This is a genomic window from Mesorhizobium sp. M0293, assembly GCF_040321735.1.
In the GTDB taxonomy this organism is placed as follows: domain Bacteria; phylum Pseudomonadota; class Alphaproteobacteria; order Rhizobiales; family Rhizobiaceae; genus Mesorhizobium.
The window spans coordinates 1-14959 of record NZ_JAMYSA010000027.1 but is presented as its reverse complement, the minus strand read 5'-3'; the positions used below and the strand labels follow the sequence as shown (position 1 = coordinate 14959).

Genomic DNA, 14959 nt, shown 5'->3' with positions numbered 1-14959 from the left:
TTCCAGAGGCGAAGCATGAAACTGCTACGGTTCATCTCGAAGGACATCATCAACTCGCTTGGCTACGAAGTGCGCCGCGTGCCTCGCGCGGCCGAGGTGTCTTCGACCGTGAGGTCCGGTATCGATCCGGTCACATTTCAATACATGCCCCGCGTCAGAGGCTCGGCTGTAATCGAGATACGGCTGCAGGATACCAGGGGGCTGAACTGCCTGGGGCTACCATTCCGTCCCGCATGCCACCCCTTTGTGCGTACCGCGCTGGCAGCGAAAACAGGCTTGGAAGCGACGTCCAAGGTTCGCAGCATCCTGGAAGAGTTCTATGGATCCGTCCAGCCGGCCACCGCCCGCGAGGCGGTGGATGTCACTCTGGGCGATGCACCTGGATTGCAAGGCGTTCCCGCCGCGGGATGGGTGTATCCTTGGGCGGACAAGTCGGTCGAGGAAACGTTGCGCGGCAGACAAACCGCAATGGGGCTTGATGCCCTTCAATACGGCAAGATGTTATCTTTCTCCGAAGGGCTGACTGCGTTCGGCCCAGTAGGTGCGAAGAAGCTGAACCTCGAGGTGGAACGCATTCAGCGCTTAATAGCCTCGATTGCCACGAACGGCTTTGATTTGTTCAACAGAAGGAATCCCTTGAAGGTGATCGGACTGCGCAGGGGCGACAACTACAGGTGGATCGTCCTTGCGGGGCATCATCGGTTTGCAGCTTGTGCGGCTTTCTCCATCGCAGCCGTCCCGGCAATGGTCGTGGACATCGTGCGCTATGAGGATTGCAGTTACTGGCCTCAGGTTGTTTCCGGAATCTACACGGTTTCGGGTGCGCGCGCCGTTTTCGATCGGTTGTTCGAGGGCGTGCCGGCCCGCGTCTGCAACGGCTGGCTCCAAAGGAAAACGGCGCAGCACGTAAACGGGACCCCTTTCCCAACCGCCGCGCTTCACTGAACTCGGTCGTCTCGCAAACGATATCCTGAAGAGCGGCCGGCTGGAATGCCCGCGCGGCGCAGTCGTCAAACAAGAGGTCGAGGACCATGGAACTGCAGTTCGCTTGGCCCCAATCATACAGCGACGTGGCTCTGATCAGCCTGTCGTTGGCGCCGCCTCTTATCTTGGCCCGGCGCCAATCTTACGCCTTGTTCGGTCTCCTGGCGAACGGCGCCATCGCACTGCTATTCCTAAGTTCGGCACTGGAGCTCGTCATGACGGTTCTGTTCCTGTTGAGCGCCAACATGGTGTTGGGAACGTTCTGCTTGGCGGCGACGACGGGTAAAGCGTCGCATTTGCAAAATGATCTCGCCTCGGCTGAATCCACTATTCAGGACCTGCTTCTGGCCGAAGAACGCCGACGCGCGGCAAGCGCGAGAGTGGACATGATGGGCGCCCCTTCCTCGCTCCTCCCTCGACCTCAACCAGGAAGGCAGCGAGCGCTCAAACTGGCCGCCGCGGCCGGGAGAGAGTCAAGAGCTGGTAGTAGAGTTGGTTCGGCTCTCTAACTGCAGTCGTCCGACTCTGCCGCGACCTAACCACAGACCGTGCGGTGGCGCAGGCGTTCCGAAGAGCGATGTACGGTACCAGACCACCATGACGGCGCAGAAGGCGCTATCCTCTCGCAAGGCGGAATCGAAGCAAAACGGGGCGACGACGTCAAGCAGAGTTGGTTCCGGTTGAACACAAAAGAGTCGGTGGCCCGCCGCGAGCCGGCCGACTGGATCCGAGCGCCACGCGTATCGGATCGTTCTTCGACAGTCGAAAGGCATTCCAATGCATCTGACCATGTGGCACCCCAATGTGCATCACGCCGCTACCTTCCGTCGCGCAGGAATTGCGCGTTGGCGAACCTTGGGCCTCCTGTTCCTTGGCTTGCTGTTTGTTGGCACGTTGCATCCCGACGAGGCGGCCGCTGACGACTACCGCCTGGATACCGGGGACGTGCTTCGCGTCTCAGTATATGGCGAACCGGTGTATCCGCTGCAGGTGACTGTGGACCCGGGCGGCATCATAACCTTGCCGCTATTGGGAGAAGTCAAGGCGGAAGGTCAGTCGGTTCGCAACCTCGTGAAAAGCATTGAGGAAGCATTCCGGGAACGCGAACTGCTCCTTGATCCGTTCGTTCAGGTAGACATTGCGGAGTATCGGCCGTTCTTCATCAGCGGGGCGGTCGCCCAGCCCGGAGCCTACCCTTACAAACCGGGAATGTCGGTCCGACACGCGCTGGTGATTGCCGGCGGCTTCAAGGCAGTTCGGATCGGTGATAAGGCGCCCTCGCTTACAATCGCGGATATAAGAAGCGACCAGGTCGAGCGGATCATCGACATATTCAGGTACGAGGTCCAGTTGGAGCGCCTGAGAGCGGAGCTTCGGGATAGCAGTTCGTTTTCGCCACCGGCCAAAATCCCTGTCGAACTGGCGCCTGAAGTGGTGGCGGACATCATTTCCTCGGAGGAAGCGCAACTTCAGGTTCGCCGAGCCGATTTCGATCGGCAGGTCCGGGAATTGCGGGCGGTGATCGCCGAAGCAGCCCGCGAGGTGGAATCCATCTCGCGGGCTCGAAGCAAGAAGGAAATGGTAACTGCCGACCAGCTCAAGGAAGTTGAGACCGCCAGGCAACTCAAATCCAAGGCGCTCATTAGGAACTCCGATTTGCTCGCGGCCGAGCGTGGTTACAACAACTACCTGGCCGAATTGGCTCAGCTCGAGGTGCAGGCGAGCAAAAAGCAACAGGATCTTTTGGGACTGGAGAGCGAGGTAGAAAAACTGACAGCTGCGCGGAAGGTCGCGATCATATCGCAAATCCAGGAAGCACAGATGGCCATGGCCAAGGCACAGAACAAGGCAAACTTCCTTGCCCAACAGCTCACCTTTGTTTCCACCTATGGCGAACAAAACAGCCTTGATGACCTGCGCAACGTCGTGCGGATTACCATTCATCGTCCATCGGATAACAAAAGCATTCGCCTGATGGCAGACGAAGATTCACCGGTCGAAGCCGGCGATATCCTCGATGTGGCTATTCTGCTCGACAACAATTTCGACGCATCCGGCTCCTCTGCCGCTCTCACAACTCAACCGACTGACTAGCCAGCCATATCTGGACCGAGACAATGACCCTCTTGAGCAAGGTGCGGAAACCAGTTGCCATCTGTCATTTGGAGACACTCGCCGGATGTCTGGAGGGCACGAGCTCTTTTCCAACTGATCTCGCCGGCATTACCGATCTCACGAACAGGCATCTGGTCACGCCGCAGCTCTTTGTTGCAATGGTCGGACATAGGCCGGATACGCAGCAGCAAATGGATTTCCTGAGCTATTGGCAGGAAATTCATCAATTAAATGAGGCTCGAAACAAGCACCTGACGGAGCAGCTGGAAGACCTGCTCAAAACTCTGAACGCCGCCGGAATATCACCTATCCTTCTGACGGGTGCCTGCAGCTTGGTGAAGTCCGACGATGCGTTCTCGGCAGCTCGCATGATCGCCGATCTGGACATCCTGCTTTGCCCTCATGAATCCGGACGCGGTCTGCAAGCCCTCACACAGGTGGGCTATCTTCGCTGCGAGGAGGGACCCAGCCGCCACACGATCGCAAAGCTCGTCAAGGACGGTTTCATCGCGATGGTGCACCTCCATGGCGCCGCGCCTGGGACATGGGAGGCGATGCCGGTAGAAGACATGTCGCGCGATGCGGAAGATGTCACGCTTGGATCCTTGCATGCAAGAATCCTTGCTCCGGCCGACCGGCTCTCCTTCCTGATCGGACACGACATGATTCAAGATCGGGGACTGTTGTTCGGAACGCTGCATCTAAGACATCTCCTCGACGCGCGCGAGATATGCCGCCGGGAACTGGTCGATTGGGAACTGGTTCGCTCCCGGTTCCAGTCCCGCGCCAGGAAGCTCGCCTTGGGCCTCTATCTGGAAAACTTGGCGCGGCTTTGTCAGTTCGACGACTATGCAGCTCCTCGTCGAGGCGCGTTCTACCACCTGCTCTACCACCGGCAGACTATGCTTTTCGAGGAAAAGAAATACGCCGCGATTGACCGTGCGGTGCTGGTGCGGCCCGTTCGGGCAATGAGATACATCATGAGATTCAGCCGATTGGTGGGTGCGCCGCCCTATTGAAATTCCCTCCGCTCATCATGGCCCACAAGTTCTTGGCCGCATGCCAGCCGGGCCTGGGTGCAGTCTTCCACGCGACCGGCAAACCATTCGAAGCCTTCGATCACGCTGGAGAAGCTCGCTTGAATTCGATCGATGCGCCTCTGGTGACCCTGAGGCTTGCTGCACGAATAGGCGAGCAAAAGAGGTAGCGCCAAGTCTCAGCGAGGTCCGGCCTGGCAAGCTCGCTTTGGGCCAACATTAGCCAGGACCTCCATGGCCGCACTACCTCCTGCCATCAACTGCGCCTACAGCTGGCGCCGGCCTTCGCAATCCCACTGTAGGCAGATTTGGCCTCAGACGGATTTTGCGGTCATCTGTTCCGCTCGGCCAGCGTTCATACCACCACCCGCCATTCGCGTTAGCTTCTTTCATTGAAAAACACTTTTGACAGTGGATAAGCTGCCGCGCTATTCGAATGATGCGGTAGGGTCACATAACGCGGGCGCGAACCAGGCGCGACAACGAACTTCCCTGAGCTTCAACCTTCCATATCATGTTCAGCGATTGCTGCATTTCGCCGAAGATGCCCGACGCAGTCACCAACAAGGTGACTATTCCGATCATCGCGGCCCAGCTTCCGGATATCCTGCTTGATGCGCTCTCCAGCGCGGCTTGAAGGAGATTTGCGCTCTCTGGCCCCATCAGCCCCGAAATCTGAGCGGGTAACGCCAATTGGGCAGCGTCGTGACCAAAAACGAGACCTGCAATTGCGACCACGATCAGCAAAATTGGTGCCAGGGATGTGGTGGCGTAAAAAGCCATTGCCGCGCCGTGACTAAGAGCATTGTCGTTGACGAACCCGACCACGCTTTCTTTGACCAGATCCCAGACATTCGTGATCGAGCGTCGCATCTCTTGAATCCGCCTGAATCCGTCGGCATTTACAATGGCGTCCATCACCAATGCCCCAGAACTCGCGATGTTCCGATCGCGCGCCGGCAAGACCGGCGCCTTAAAGAACCGGCCTATAAACCGAAGTCCCGCGCGCGTCCGCAATAGCGGACGATTGTCGCGCGCTGGACGGAGGAAATTCGCCCCCGCCGCGGGCGGTTAACGGGATAGCCGCAGGAGCGTCAGCATAGCCGGCCGCAGGTCGGGACGCGGGACCGACTGTCCCCACCCGCGATGGCCCGCATGTTGCAGCGGTCATGGATGCAATTGCTTGGCACCAACGTGATCCGTCCAATGCTCCAAATCCTGTTGAGAAAAGGCGCATTTTCCGTCGGCTATAAAAGTTCCATGACTCCGATGTTTTATTTTCACTGTCGGCGCGGAGATGCGGTGGTCGCGATCGAGCGTTCGCGGTCCATAGTAGCGGTGCACGAAATACCGGCGATATCGAACCCTGCATCGCGCAAGGACTTATTGGACCTCTGTGCTACGCCATGAATCTCATAGCTCGGTCGACATCTTCATCCTAGAAAGCTCGGCTGTCGGACACAATGCGCTGCGATCCCAGCCGCCTAAAGGCGTGGAGTTTACAGATCCCCTATTGGGGACTCTAAAGCCCTACGTCCTCAAAACGCTGTTTTCAGCGACCGTGATGATCAAGGAGCTTACACTTGGCCGGGAGGGCCAAGGTGAATATGGTTCTTGTCTCCCCAGCCGTTGCCCGGGCGTGATCCTCCCGATTTGGCGATCGCCTTTGAGCTCAAGCTTGTGCCGAGCAGAAGCGTTATGGCTGGCGGTGTCACCGCAGCAAAACGCCCCGCCTTCTTGAGAAAGTCCCGGCGCGCCTGAGACTCTGAAACCAGAGTTTCCTGCGTCAGTTGCGAGCATTTTGTCTTTTCGGTTGGCATGTCAAACCTCCCACAAGCGTTCCAAGATTTCGCAGACTTACCCTATTCTTCCCAGTACGGGCGTACTAGTTCACCAAAAGGCTTAGAGCCCTTCTCGAAAGTTTTGGAGCGGTGGCTCTGCCCGCCAGAGCCCCAGAGCCCTTGGTTTTTAAACGGGCGATGCTTGCGGGGGAGGTACGATTCGGCCGCCGATCATCAGCGATCATGGTGGTGGGCGCTTCGGAAATTTGTATCACGTTTTTCCGTATCCCGCCCAAGCCAAGCAAGGCGAGCGATAGCCGTCTTTGCCATGATTTATATAAATCTAGTTCAATGGGTTAGTGGATTCGTGTGGATCTACATCCATACAAAAACATGTCCTTCAATAGTGATCTCGCCGAAGGGTTGAGCAGCTGGCGCGGTCGTGATTCCAACGGGTTGTCGAAGCCTGATTGGAGAGACCTGATGTGGACGCCAGCTACTCGCCGCCAGCATAACCGCGAAAGCCTGCGTTACGAAACCGACATGATGGACATCGCACCACTCATGCCCACGGTGCGCCCGACGGGGCGACCGCGCAAATGGCCATTGCGCGAGATCGTGAACGCGATCTTCTACGTCATGCGCGGCGGGATCGGATGGCGTCTTCTGCCATCGGATTTTCCACCGAAAAGCACGGTGTTTCGCTGGTTTTGCGTGTTCCGCGACACCTGCCTCTTCGAGAAGATCAACCACAAGCTCCTGATGCTGGATCGCGAACGTTGCGGCCGAGAGGCCTCACCCACGGCCTCCATCATTGACAGCCAGACCGTAAAGACCTGCGAGAGTCGCGGGCCGCGCGGCTATGATGCCGGCAAGAAGATCAAAGGCCGCAAGCGCCATGCGCTGGTCGACACCGACGGTCGGGCTCTTGTCCTTTATCCGCATCCCACCAGCATCCAGATCGCGACGGCGCCGGTCCTGGACCTCTCGCGGCGACCATTCCCCTTTATCCGAAAGGTGTTCGCCGATTCCGGATATCAGGGACCGCGTGTGGCCGAGGCCACCTCGATCGCTGTCGAGATCGTTGAAAGAAAACCCGATCAGGTCGGCTTCACCGTGCAACCGAGACGCTGGGTTGTGGAGCGCTTCTTTGCCTGGATCAGCCGCAACAGGCGGCTATGGAAGGACGCCGAGGCCAGCATCGAATCGGCAACAGCCTTCCTCTATGCAGCGGCCGTCATGATCCTTGTGCGGCGAATCGCGCGACACCGGTGAGTTTCGGCGCGGACTCTCAGACAGCCGAGCGCCGAATGTAAACCTAGGTTCTTTGCTGACGAAAGGGGAAGATGCTCGGCAGCATAAGCAGGTTCCGGCAGGATCAATTCCCGCCCCGGAGGGTGAACTGCGCTACGCTTCCATACTGCCTGTAATCGTGGGTCCTTCCGAGCGGATTCGGATCGAAACTTTTTTCCACGTAAATGCGCTGGATGTGCTTAGCGAACTCGAATGGAATACGCTCGGTGAGCTCCCGTTCCATGGTTTCGATATCAATCTTCAGGATGTCGATGCCGCCATGTTTTGCAATCGCCTCCCCAAGAACCGTATTGGAGTCAACGCACGGCACGGAGATGTAATTTCCGGTTTTCATGCCGACCCCGCCGTATCGGCCTGTTTCCTCCCAGCCGAATTCCACAGTGCCGTTTGTTGTCCCGACTGCGATAGGGTGCAGCTTGTAACGGCCTTCAAACCGAGCCAAATTCTGGCGCAGTCTTTCGATGTTGAAACCAAGTGGCTCATAGACGTAGACGAAAGAATCGGGCGAGCGGGTCAAGAACCAAGCCGCTGATATGCCGATATTTTACCCGAAATCTACGATGATGGTATCTCTACCAGTTGCCGGATAGTCTATCCGGCAAAAAATTTCGTTAACTGTCAATATGTCGTGATGTGTGTATGCAGTCAGGGTCAACGGTCCAAGGGGCGTCTTCAGTGCAATGGAAGCCGGATATTTCCCCGATGCTAAAACGTAGCGGAAGGCTAGTTCTGCCGGGCGGTCGTAAGTTCTTATCATGTTAACGGCGGCTGTATAGTGTCGCGCCTGCAGCAGGGCCGATCCGATCGCTACTAGGGAACGATTGCCAATTTTCATAGATGGCTCCTCCGCTATGGATGGTTGGGAGTATATCAAGTTGTCACGTTAATCTTTGCATCCGGTGCGTTGCCCCCTGCGCATCATCGGCATGCTTTCGTGATCAGCTCTACCGCATCATCGAGCTTCGAATAGGTCAGGCAATAGGTGCCCGCAGATCCGATGACTCGGGTCAATGTGTCGAAGGCGGTGGCATTCAGCTCTTGGCCGCGTGCGGACGCGCCATTGAGCAGGACGCGCAATGCGCTGGCTGGCTCGATCGGCTCCAGGCAAGCCTTCGCGTCGCGGCTTCGACGGAGCTGGATCACGCAGCCGATTGGCACGGGCGGGCGCGGCAGGAACTCCTTGGGCACGGCAAACCTAACACGCCGGCCGTCCGGCCGGCGACAGACCGGAATAGCATCGAGGTCGGGGTAGTGTTCGGCCAGAAGCGGCCATGCTCCCGCCTTGACAGCGGGGGCAAACGGCAAACCCACGCCGTGCGCCCGGGAGTCCAGCAGCGTGACATCGTCGGAAGCGAAACCGAATCCAGCATGCATCAACGCCACGGTCAGCGTTGTCTTGCCTGCGCCCGGGTTGCCGCAAAGAAGCACGATGCGTTCATTTCTGAGAAGCGCAGCCGCGTGCAGAGCAAGCTCGTAGGCGCCGCGATCGAGAACCTCGATCAGCAATTGCCCTTTCAGCATGACGGCCAATTCGTCGGGCGAGCAGGAGAGAACCCAGTCGCCATCCCGGAACAAGTGGACCTGCCCTTCATGCTCGACCGGCTGGAGTAGAACGTCAGCAGTCTCGCTTCGGACCTCGAGATGCCGGAATGCGGCGATCGCGGGAAAAGCGCAGGCTGCGGAGTAGACGATGCGCATGTTAAGGCCCGCAATGGCGACCACCTGACTCACAGTCTCATGAGCTGATGCGGACAACGGCGCCTGGGGCCGTATCAGGCTCAGCCGTTGCCAATCCCTTAGCGCAGCCTCGACGTGCCTGTTTGCCTCGGGCCTATCAACGCCAGCGCGCGCCATCTCGCCCGAGATGGCGTCCAGCGGCATGCCTCCTTCCAGGGAGCGCCAGATCTCGGCAGCAGTATCGTTGACGGCGAAAATGGCCTGCCGAGATGGACTGAACAGAATATTTTGCCCTCTGAGGCGTACCAGCCGCCCCTGGGTCACAAACGTCGCACGACTGTGAGCGGCGAGGCTGAGCGCCGCCGTTCTTTTAACCGGCTCGTGCTGATTCATCGGATAGCCCCCTCCCCGCCTGCCGAAACGCGATGACGGTCCAAGCTGTTGTTGCAAAGCAGGTGTGTTCAACGGGTGATGCGGCAATGCCCTCTCGGCAGGACTTCCATTTTGTCCAATCAGCTCGCCGACAGATGCGACTTCTCGCAGCGCTTCGTCGGAGAAACCGGGCCACGTTCTGATGTGCCGCGACCCACTGGAGATGCGCCTTGTTCCAGTGTTCGCGCGCGTCAGCCCCCGTCAGCACCCTGAAACCGGACGGCGGCAGCGACAATGCGGACAGGATTGGCTCATCGGGTAGCCACAGCAACATGTTGTCTGGCTTTCAATCGCAAGCCGCTAGGTTCTTTCAAGGCGACGGAACCCACGGATGTTCGCCGAAGCCAGCGCAAAAACCGATCCTGTGATCCCTCTGCGACCGCTGGAATTATGGCGAAGCCCAACACCTGCGTGAAAACCGCGCACATCGTGCGTAGAGCATCGACAGCAGCGACAGAACGATGATGCAACCGGATGTCGCCAGAACGGCAGTCGCCAAGGCCGCTTCGGCCCGATGAAGGCGTTTTGCAGTTTCGGCACAGGCAACGACGCTGACCAGGGCTCAGATGGGCGTCACGCTGAAAGCGCTACGCAGCAACTGCGCACCAACGCGGGATTAAAGGCGCGCTGCCGCACCGCGGGTGAATGTTCCGCGCACCTATTTCATGCAGCGTAGGCTGCGCGGATAGACAAGGAAATGAGCGAAAAAGCGTCCATTGGGAGAAGATGTCCTACGCCTTTTGTGCAAGCGGCGGCGGCGCGGCGATTCCTGCCGCCTGATCAGGAGCAGGTCAGGCAGTGCTGCCGGATTGGGTATTGGTACGGATTCTGAGATGTGCGAGACTTGGGCGTGGCACTGAGTCTTCCACACCATAGGAGAACGCCGTGCTTTGGGGCTTAATCGCCGTCGGCGGGACCGGCATTTTGCTCGGATTTCGTGTTCGAGCACCGGCACTCATCGTCACGACCGCGGTGATTGTCCTGATCAGCGCCGTTGCAGGCGGCATCGGCAGCTTGCTTGACTGGGACCGTCTGCTTTCGATCCTGCTTTTCGTTGTCACGCTGCAGTGCGCCTACCTGCTCGGCGTTCTCCTTGGCGTCGTGTGGCGTCGCGGCCTCACCCATGAGCCATGACGGACCGCGGCTGCCGTGTTGTCGCCGGCGCCGGACGTGTTCGACGCAGCCACACCGATAGGGTTCGCTGCCTTTCTCTCGCCAATGCATGTCGCCCAAAAGTGCGCAGCGGTTTTGGAGAACGACATGCATCAAAACAAGGACTTAAAGCGCGTCGCCTGAATCCGTTTCGCTGCGACGCGCTTTACTCAAGACGCTTGGTCGAATTTCATCACCGCGACGACAGTCCGGACGAGAATAGCGACATCGGCCCATAGGGACCATTCCCGCACATAGCGGCTGTCGATAGAGACACGACTGGGATAATCCATTGCGTCTCTGCCGGTCACCTGCCACAGGCCGGTTAGCCCCGGTCGGGTTTTTAGATAATCGATCGCACAGGAGCCGTAACGTTGAAGTTCGTCGGGAATGACCGGACGAGGGCCGACGCAACTCATCTCGCCGCGCAGCACGTTGATGAGTTGAGGCAGCTCATCCAGGCTCGATTTCCTGAGAATATGCCCCAGGAATGTGATGCGCGGGTCCTTCTTGAATTTCCAATTCTGCTTCCACTCCTTGGCGGCTTCGGGATTGCTGGCGAGATAGTCGGCCAGGATCCGCTCCGAGTTCGCGATCATGGTCCTGAATTTGTAGCAGGCGAAGCGCTTGCCGTTGAACCCGACCCGGGTATGGGAGAACACCACCGGTCCCCCGTCAGTCACCAATATCAAAAGGGCAACCACCAACATGACCGGAGCAGCAAGGACAAGCGCTATCAATGCGACAATCATGTCCATCATTCTTTTGGGCCGGCCTCCAAGCGGACGGAGGTTTTGGCCGATGTGGATGCCGGCTCTGCGGCGCTTTATGTCAAATGCGCTGATTGTCACGGGATTTCACCAAGAAACGCTGTTGGTGTGCCCAACTTCACAGCGGCTTGTCATTCTTCGCAAGAGAAGCAAAGGAGGTAGCGGCGTACTCGGCGCTCTTTACCCCTTAGCCTGATCCGCGCGTCGCTGGCGTAGCGTCTGTAAGCCTTCTGACCAAACGGCGTATCACCTAGCATCCGTTTGCTGCGGTAGCAGTTCAGGCAGGTTCGGATGTATTGCCAGAGCCTGCATTGGACTTGGCTCAGCCACCAAGAGATCAGAGTGGCAACCAATCCAGGCAGTCACGCTCGTGGCGATACAGGAACCACGTTTGCTAAATGCGCGAGGCCGCAAAGGCATCCGTCAAAACAATGTGGGAAATGCACATGCATCGCGCCGAGACAAGATCCGGCAGGGCGGTTGGTCCGCTTAAACGACATCGCAGGCCTATTTGATAGTGGAGCGCGCAACATAGTGCCCAGCTTGATGCCTTTACCACATGATTTTGCCGGAACGTCGTTTGCTCGTGTTCCCGAGATCGACCTTGCCGAAATGCTTGCTATCGTGCGCAAGCAAATAGCCTTGCTTGATCTCGATCTCTCCGGCCTCACCGTGGTCGTTGGCGCCACGACAGGATATCAAGTGGTGACAGCCACAGCGGCGGCGCTCGCCAATGCCGACCGTGTCGTTGCGCTCACCCGCATATCGTCCAGACATCCGAGCCTGGCGGCAGCTGCAGAGGCGACGTTGGCATTTGCCAAACACGCCAAGGTCTCCAAACGCGTTGAAGTGACGAACCGCATCGACAGCCGCAAATGGCAGGACGTCGACCTCGTCACGAACTGTCTCGAGGTCGGGCCGATTTCGAGATCGCTCATCGAACTCTTACCCTCCCATGCGGTGGTTTCGCTAATGGCTGAACCATGGGAGCTTCGGCCGGGCTTTGTGGACTTCGACGCCTGTGATGAGGCCGGCATCAAAGTTGCGGCCCCCAATCTCAGCCACCCAGCCATAGACCTGCTGCCGGAATTCGCGCGGTTATGCTGCGTCTTGCTCGGCGATGCTGGTGTCGTTCAACGTGCCGCGAGGCTCGCCATCGTCTGCGACACGCCCTGTGCATCGTCCCTTGAGCATACGCTACGCGAGGGTGGGGCGAGAGTAAGTGTTTTTTCGCACCCCATGCTCCTGACCGACGATGCATGGGATGTGATCGTGGTCGCGATGAGGCCAACTGACAAACCACCGATGGACATCAACTGCCTGGGCCGTATTGCCCGGAACTCTCACCAGGCGCTGCTGGTGCAATTCAGCGGCGGGGTCGATCGCTCGGCCGCCAGCTATTTCGGCCTCAGGATCTGGCCACCGAAACGGCCCACCAGTGGTCAGCTGGGCCTTCCACTTGACGTACTCGGACCGGCTCCAATGGTCCGCAGACTGACAGGTGGGCTGAAGGCCGCCGAAGCCGCATATCGGGGCGCGGAGCTTGGAGAGGACAGCGTTGGATTTCTCGTAACGGCAGCGTCCGCGACGGTTGGCCAGGAACGTGCCTGGACACACGCCTAGCGAGCCCGTTTCGCGAAAACGCTCGGACGGGACCATCGACCTTCGAAACCTTAGTTCAGAACGACGAACCTGTGGGGCCCGCCCTTAACGTATCCGGCAGTTGCATGGCCAGAACCGGCCAGGCAAAGACCGATCGAGGCGGCCCTCAAAGCAACATCTGTCTAAGCTTGTACGCTACCTCGGTGCGGTTCGTAGCCTTGAGCTTTTTCATGATATTTCGGATGTGGACCTTGACGGTGCTCTCGCAGAGGTTGAGTTCGTAGGCGATTATCTTGTTCGCCTTGCCTGTCCTGAGCGCCTCCACAACCGCAGCCTCGCGTGTGGTGAACATGCCGGTGAGCGGACGGGCACCGTTTGCGGTCGAGTGGATGACCTCTCGAAGCGCCAGCACGCAGCTGGCGGGTACAAAGATCCCTCCGGCACGAGCGAGACCAATGGCCTCGGCAGCGACCTTCACCTTCACGCTTGTGGGAATGTAGCCTCGGGCGCCGCATTCGAGAGCCGCGAGAATTTCCCCCGGCTCGTCGGAATCCACCACGACGATTACGGGCACGGTGCCATACTCGGAAATGACGTGCGCAAGCTCCGCCCGAACACTCTGGTCCGTGACCTTCCTGGCGCCAAGAATTACGAGGATCGCGGATGGCTCCTCGTCCCCGGCAATGTGCTGGATTTCGTCAAGCGATCCTACCGCGCTAACGCGCAAAGTGGGATTGTGTTCGATAAGGCCGCGCGCAAGGCATTCACGCTCAAGCGCCCGCTTGTCGACAATCATGACCAAGCCTTCGCTTGGACGTCCTTCATCGAGATCGGACCTGCCAAGACCATTCGCGTCCGGCAGATGTCCATTGTGTAACGGTCTTGTTGCGTCATTCCAAAAATCGGAAATTTGGGGGTGTGCCATCGCTTTACCTACTCCTCTCCATCGCGCTGACTTGCTTTTCTCCTCTTTGGTTTGGCTCCCTCGCAAAGCATGTCAAAGGCGTGAACTGATACGCTCATCGTCCGTCAGGCTGACTAGATGTTGACTGAAGATTGGATTCAAGGAGTAGGGCATACGCCGTCCCAACGCACCGACGTATGGCTTCCCCACCCTATGGAGGTAACCCAACCTGGAGGGCATACTACGATGCTGTGGAAAAGACGCATTAATCCTGGTTAACAATTTGGCAATTATATCTCAGATAGCTAATATACCTGAAAGTATTGCAATCTGTGATTGTATCTCGTCACGCGACACTATTAAGGCGAACTCAAGATCGCCCGAACTGAGATCGCAGGTTGACCAGTTCTGCCTCGACCACCAACGAGCTCACCGGCTTATCGGCTATCGGTTGACCCCCGAATTGTGGCTCTCGTACTCCGTTCGTATGCTTTGCGCGTGCTCGGCGTGAGCGCATATAGTCCCCAGCCCCGGCGCCGTTTCTCACAAACTGCCCGTCGGTTAGGCCCGGCGTCCTAGCCCCATCCCAACAACGGGTGCCGGGCCGCTCCATCAGAACTCCTCGTTGACTAAAGGCCCGCCACCCCATTTGCGAGGCGACGAGCCCTCGCCCCAGCCCACACATCAGTCAACGCAATTGCGGTGCCAGACGTACTGACCCGTTACGGGTCACATTTGCCCAGCGGCGGACGAGCTCCAAGTCGGAGCTCGCGGCAACGACTTTGTCCTTGATTCATGATGATCCTGTTGCAGCGTCAGGCGAACCTGACCTGATTGGACCATTTCACAGACGCGGGCCCAGGCGTATAACGATCCAGCAGTCTTCTTACCTGACTCTTGCAGAAGCGCAGATCGTGAGAAGACAGCCGGTGATAGGGTTGGAGACGGCCATGTCCATCAGGAACCAGATCGGATCGCTCGGCGCAGCGCAGGCCCGCCTTCGGATTGCATCGCGTCCGACTGCCGTGGATGAGGATCGCCGGACGCCAATCCTTGACCTGTCCTTTTCCGCCGCGAGGAGCGTTCGCGACTATCTGGCGGCGCAAGAGAAGAAGTCGCTGCTGCGCTTCCTGACCTGCGGTTCCGTCGATGACGGCAAGTCGACGCTGATCGGGCGCCTGCTTTCCGACA

At 58.4% G+C, this 14959-nt stretch carries 15 protein-coding genes; 8 read left to right on the top strand and 7 right to left on the bottom strand.

Translation table 11 applies throughout. The annotated features are described in order from the left end of the window. The first annotated feature begins 15 nt into the window (after window positions 1-15). From NKJ06_RS12750 to NKJ06_RS12735, 4 genes are all read left to right on the top strand, one after another. Window positions 16-945 (top strand): ParB N-terminal domain-containing protein, encoded by a 930-nt coding sequence (locus NKJ06_RS12750; protein ID WP_352630235.1) that lies wholly within the window; start codon window positions 16-18, stop codon window positions 943-945. A gap of 86 nt (window positions 946-1031) precedes the next feature. Continuing rightward, window positions 1032-1493 carry a hypothetical protein gene (locus tag NKJ06_RS12745; RefSeq protein WP_352630232.1) on the top strand — a complete coding sequence of 154 codons (462 nt, stop codon included), beginning with the start codon at window positions 1032-1034 and terminating at the stop codon, window positions 1491-1493. Between the two features lie 268 nt (window positions 1494-1761). Next, entirely contained in the window at window positions 1762-3078 is a 1317-nt protein-coding gene (locus tag NKJ06_RS12740) for a polysaccharide biosynthesis/export family protein (RefSeq protein ID WP_352630230.1), read from the top strand. Window positions 3079-3101: 23 nt separating this feature from the next. After that, a complete protein-coding gene (locus tag NKJ06_RS12735) occupies window positions 3102-4118 on the top strand; it encodes a nucleotidyltransferase family protein (RefSeq protein WP_352630228.1) in 1017 nt (338 codons plus the stop codon). Between the two features lie 468 nt (window positions 4119-4586). On the opposite strand, the gene NKJ06_RS12730 is transcribed toward NKJ06_RS12735, so the two are convergent. Continuing rightward, window positions 4587-5054, bottom strand: coding sequence for a YihY/virulence factor BrkB family protein (locus NKJ06_RS12730; RefSeq protein WP_352630226.1), 468 nt, complete (start codon window positions 5052-5054; stop codon window positions 4587-4589). Between the two features lie 659 nt (window positions 5055-5713). Then, window positions 5714-5956, bottom strand: a complete 243-nt coding sequence (locus NKJ06_RS12725) for a hypothetical protein (protein WP_352630450.1) — start codon at window positions 5954-5956, stop codon at window positions 5714-5716. A gap of 444 nt (window positions 5957-6400) precedes the next feature. Between NKJ06_RS12725 and NKJ06_RS12720 the strand changes: the two genes are divergently transcribed. Further along, the gene (locus NKJ06_RS12720) at window positions 6401-7192 is read left to right on the top strand and encodes an IS5 family transposase (protein ID WP_352630224.1); all 792 of its coding nucleotides are present in this window, start codon (window positions 6401-6403) and stop codon (window positions 7190-7192) included. Window positions 7193-7295: 103 nt separating this feature from the next. Here NKJ06_RS12720 and NKJ06_RS12715 read toward each other — a convergent pair whose 3' ends face one another. The 3 genes from NKJ06_RS12715 to NKJ06_RS12705 form a co-directional block, all read right to left on the bottom strand. Further along, window positions 7296-7766 (bottom strand): FkbM family methyltransferase, encoded by a 471-nt coding sequence (locus tag NKJ06_RS12715; RefSeq protein ID WP_352630433.1) that lies wholly within the window; start codon window positions 7764-7766, stop codon window positions 7296-7298. A 9-nt stretch (window positions 7767-7775) separates the two neighbouring features. Continuing rightward, the gene (locus NKJ06_RS12710; RefSeq protein WP_352630222.1) at window positions 7776-8066 is read right to left on the bottom strand and encodes a hypothetical protein; all 291 of its coding nucleotides are present in this window, start codon (window positions 8064-8066) and stop codon (window positions 7776-7778) included. 83 nt (window positions 8067-8149) lie between these two features. Then, window positions 8150-9301, bottom strand: a complete 1152-nt coding sequence (locus NKJ06_RS12705; protein WP_352630220.1) for a PqqD family peptide modification chaperone — start codon at window positions 9299-9301, stop codon at window positions 8150-8152. Between the two features lie 924 nt (window positions 9302-10225). Between NKJ06_RS12705 and NKJ06_RS12700 the strand changes: the two genes are divergently transcribed. Next, window positions 10226-10474 carry a hypothetical protein gene (locus NKJ06_RS12700; protein WP_352630218.1) on the top strand — a complete coding sequence of 83 codons (249 nt, stop codon included), beginning with the start codon at window positions 10226-10228 and terminating at the stop codon, window positions 10472-10474. A 188-nt stretch (window positions 10475-10662) separates the two neighbouring features. On the opposite strand, the gene NKJ06_RS12695 is transcribed toward NKJ06_RS12700, so the two are convergent. Next, window positions 10663-11253 carry a sugar transferase gene (locus tag NKJ06_RS12695; RefSeq protein WP_352630216.1) on the bottom strand — a complete coding sequence of 197 codons (591 nt, stop codon included), beginning with the start codon at window positions 11251-11253 and terminating at the stop codon, window positions 10663-10665. A gap of 543 nt (window positions 11254-11796) precedes the next feature. On the opposite strand from NKJ06_RS12695, the gene NKJ06_RS12690 reads away from it, so the two are divergent. After that, window positions 11797-12885 (top strand): hypothetical protein, encoded by a 1089-nt coding sequence (locus NKJ06_RS12690; protein WP_352630214.1) that lies wholly within the window; start codon window positions 11797-11799, stop codon window positions 12883-12885. Between the two features lie 145 nt (window positions 12886-13030). Here the strand turns inward: NKJ06_RS12690 and NKJ06_RS12685 are convergent, their stop codons facing one another. Beyond that, a complete protein-coding gene (locus tag NKJ06_RS12685; RefSeq protein WP_352630212.1) occupies window positions 13031-13660 on the bottom strand; it encodes a LuxR C-terminal-related transcriptional regulator in 630 nt (209 codons plus the stop codon). Between the two features lie 1058 nt (window positions 13661-14718). Between NKJ06_RS12685 and NKJ06_RS12680 the strand changes: the two genes are divergently transcribed. Then, the coding region (locus NKJ06_RS12680; RefSeq protein ID WP_352809940.1) for a hypothetical protein at window positions 14719-14959 on the top strand (241 nt) is incomplete at its 3' end.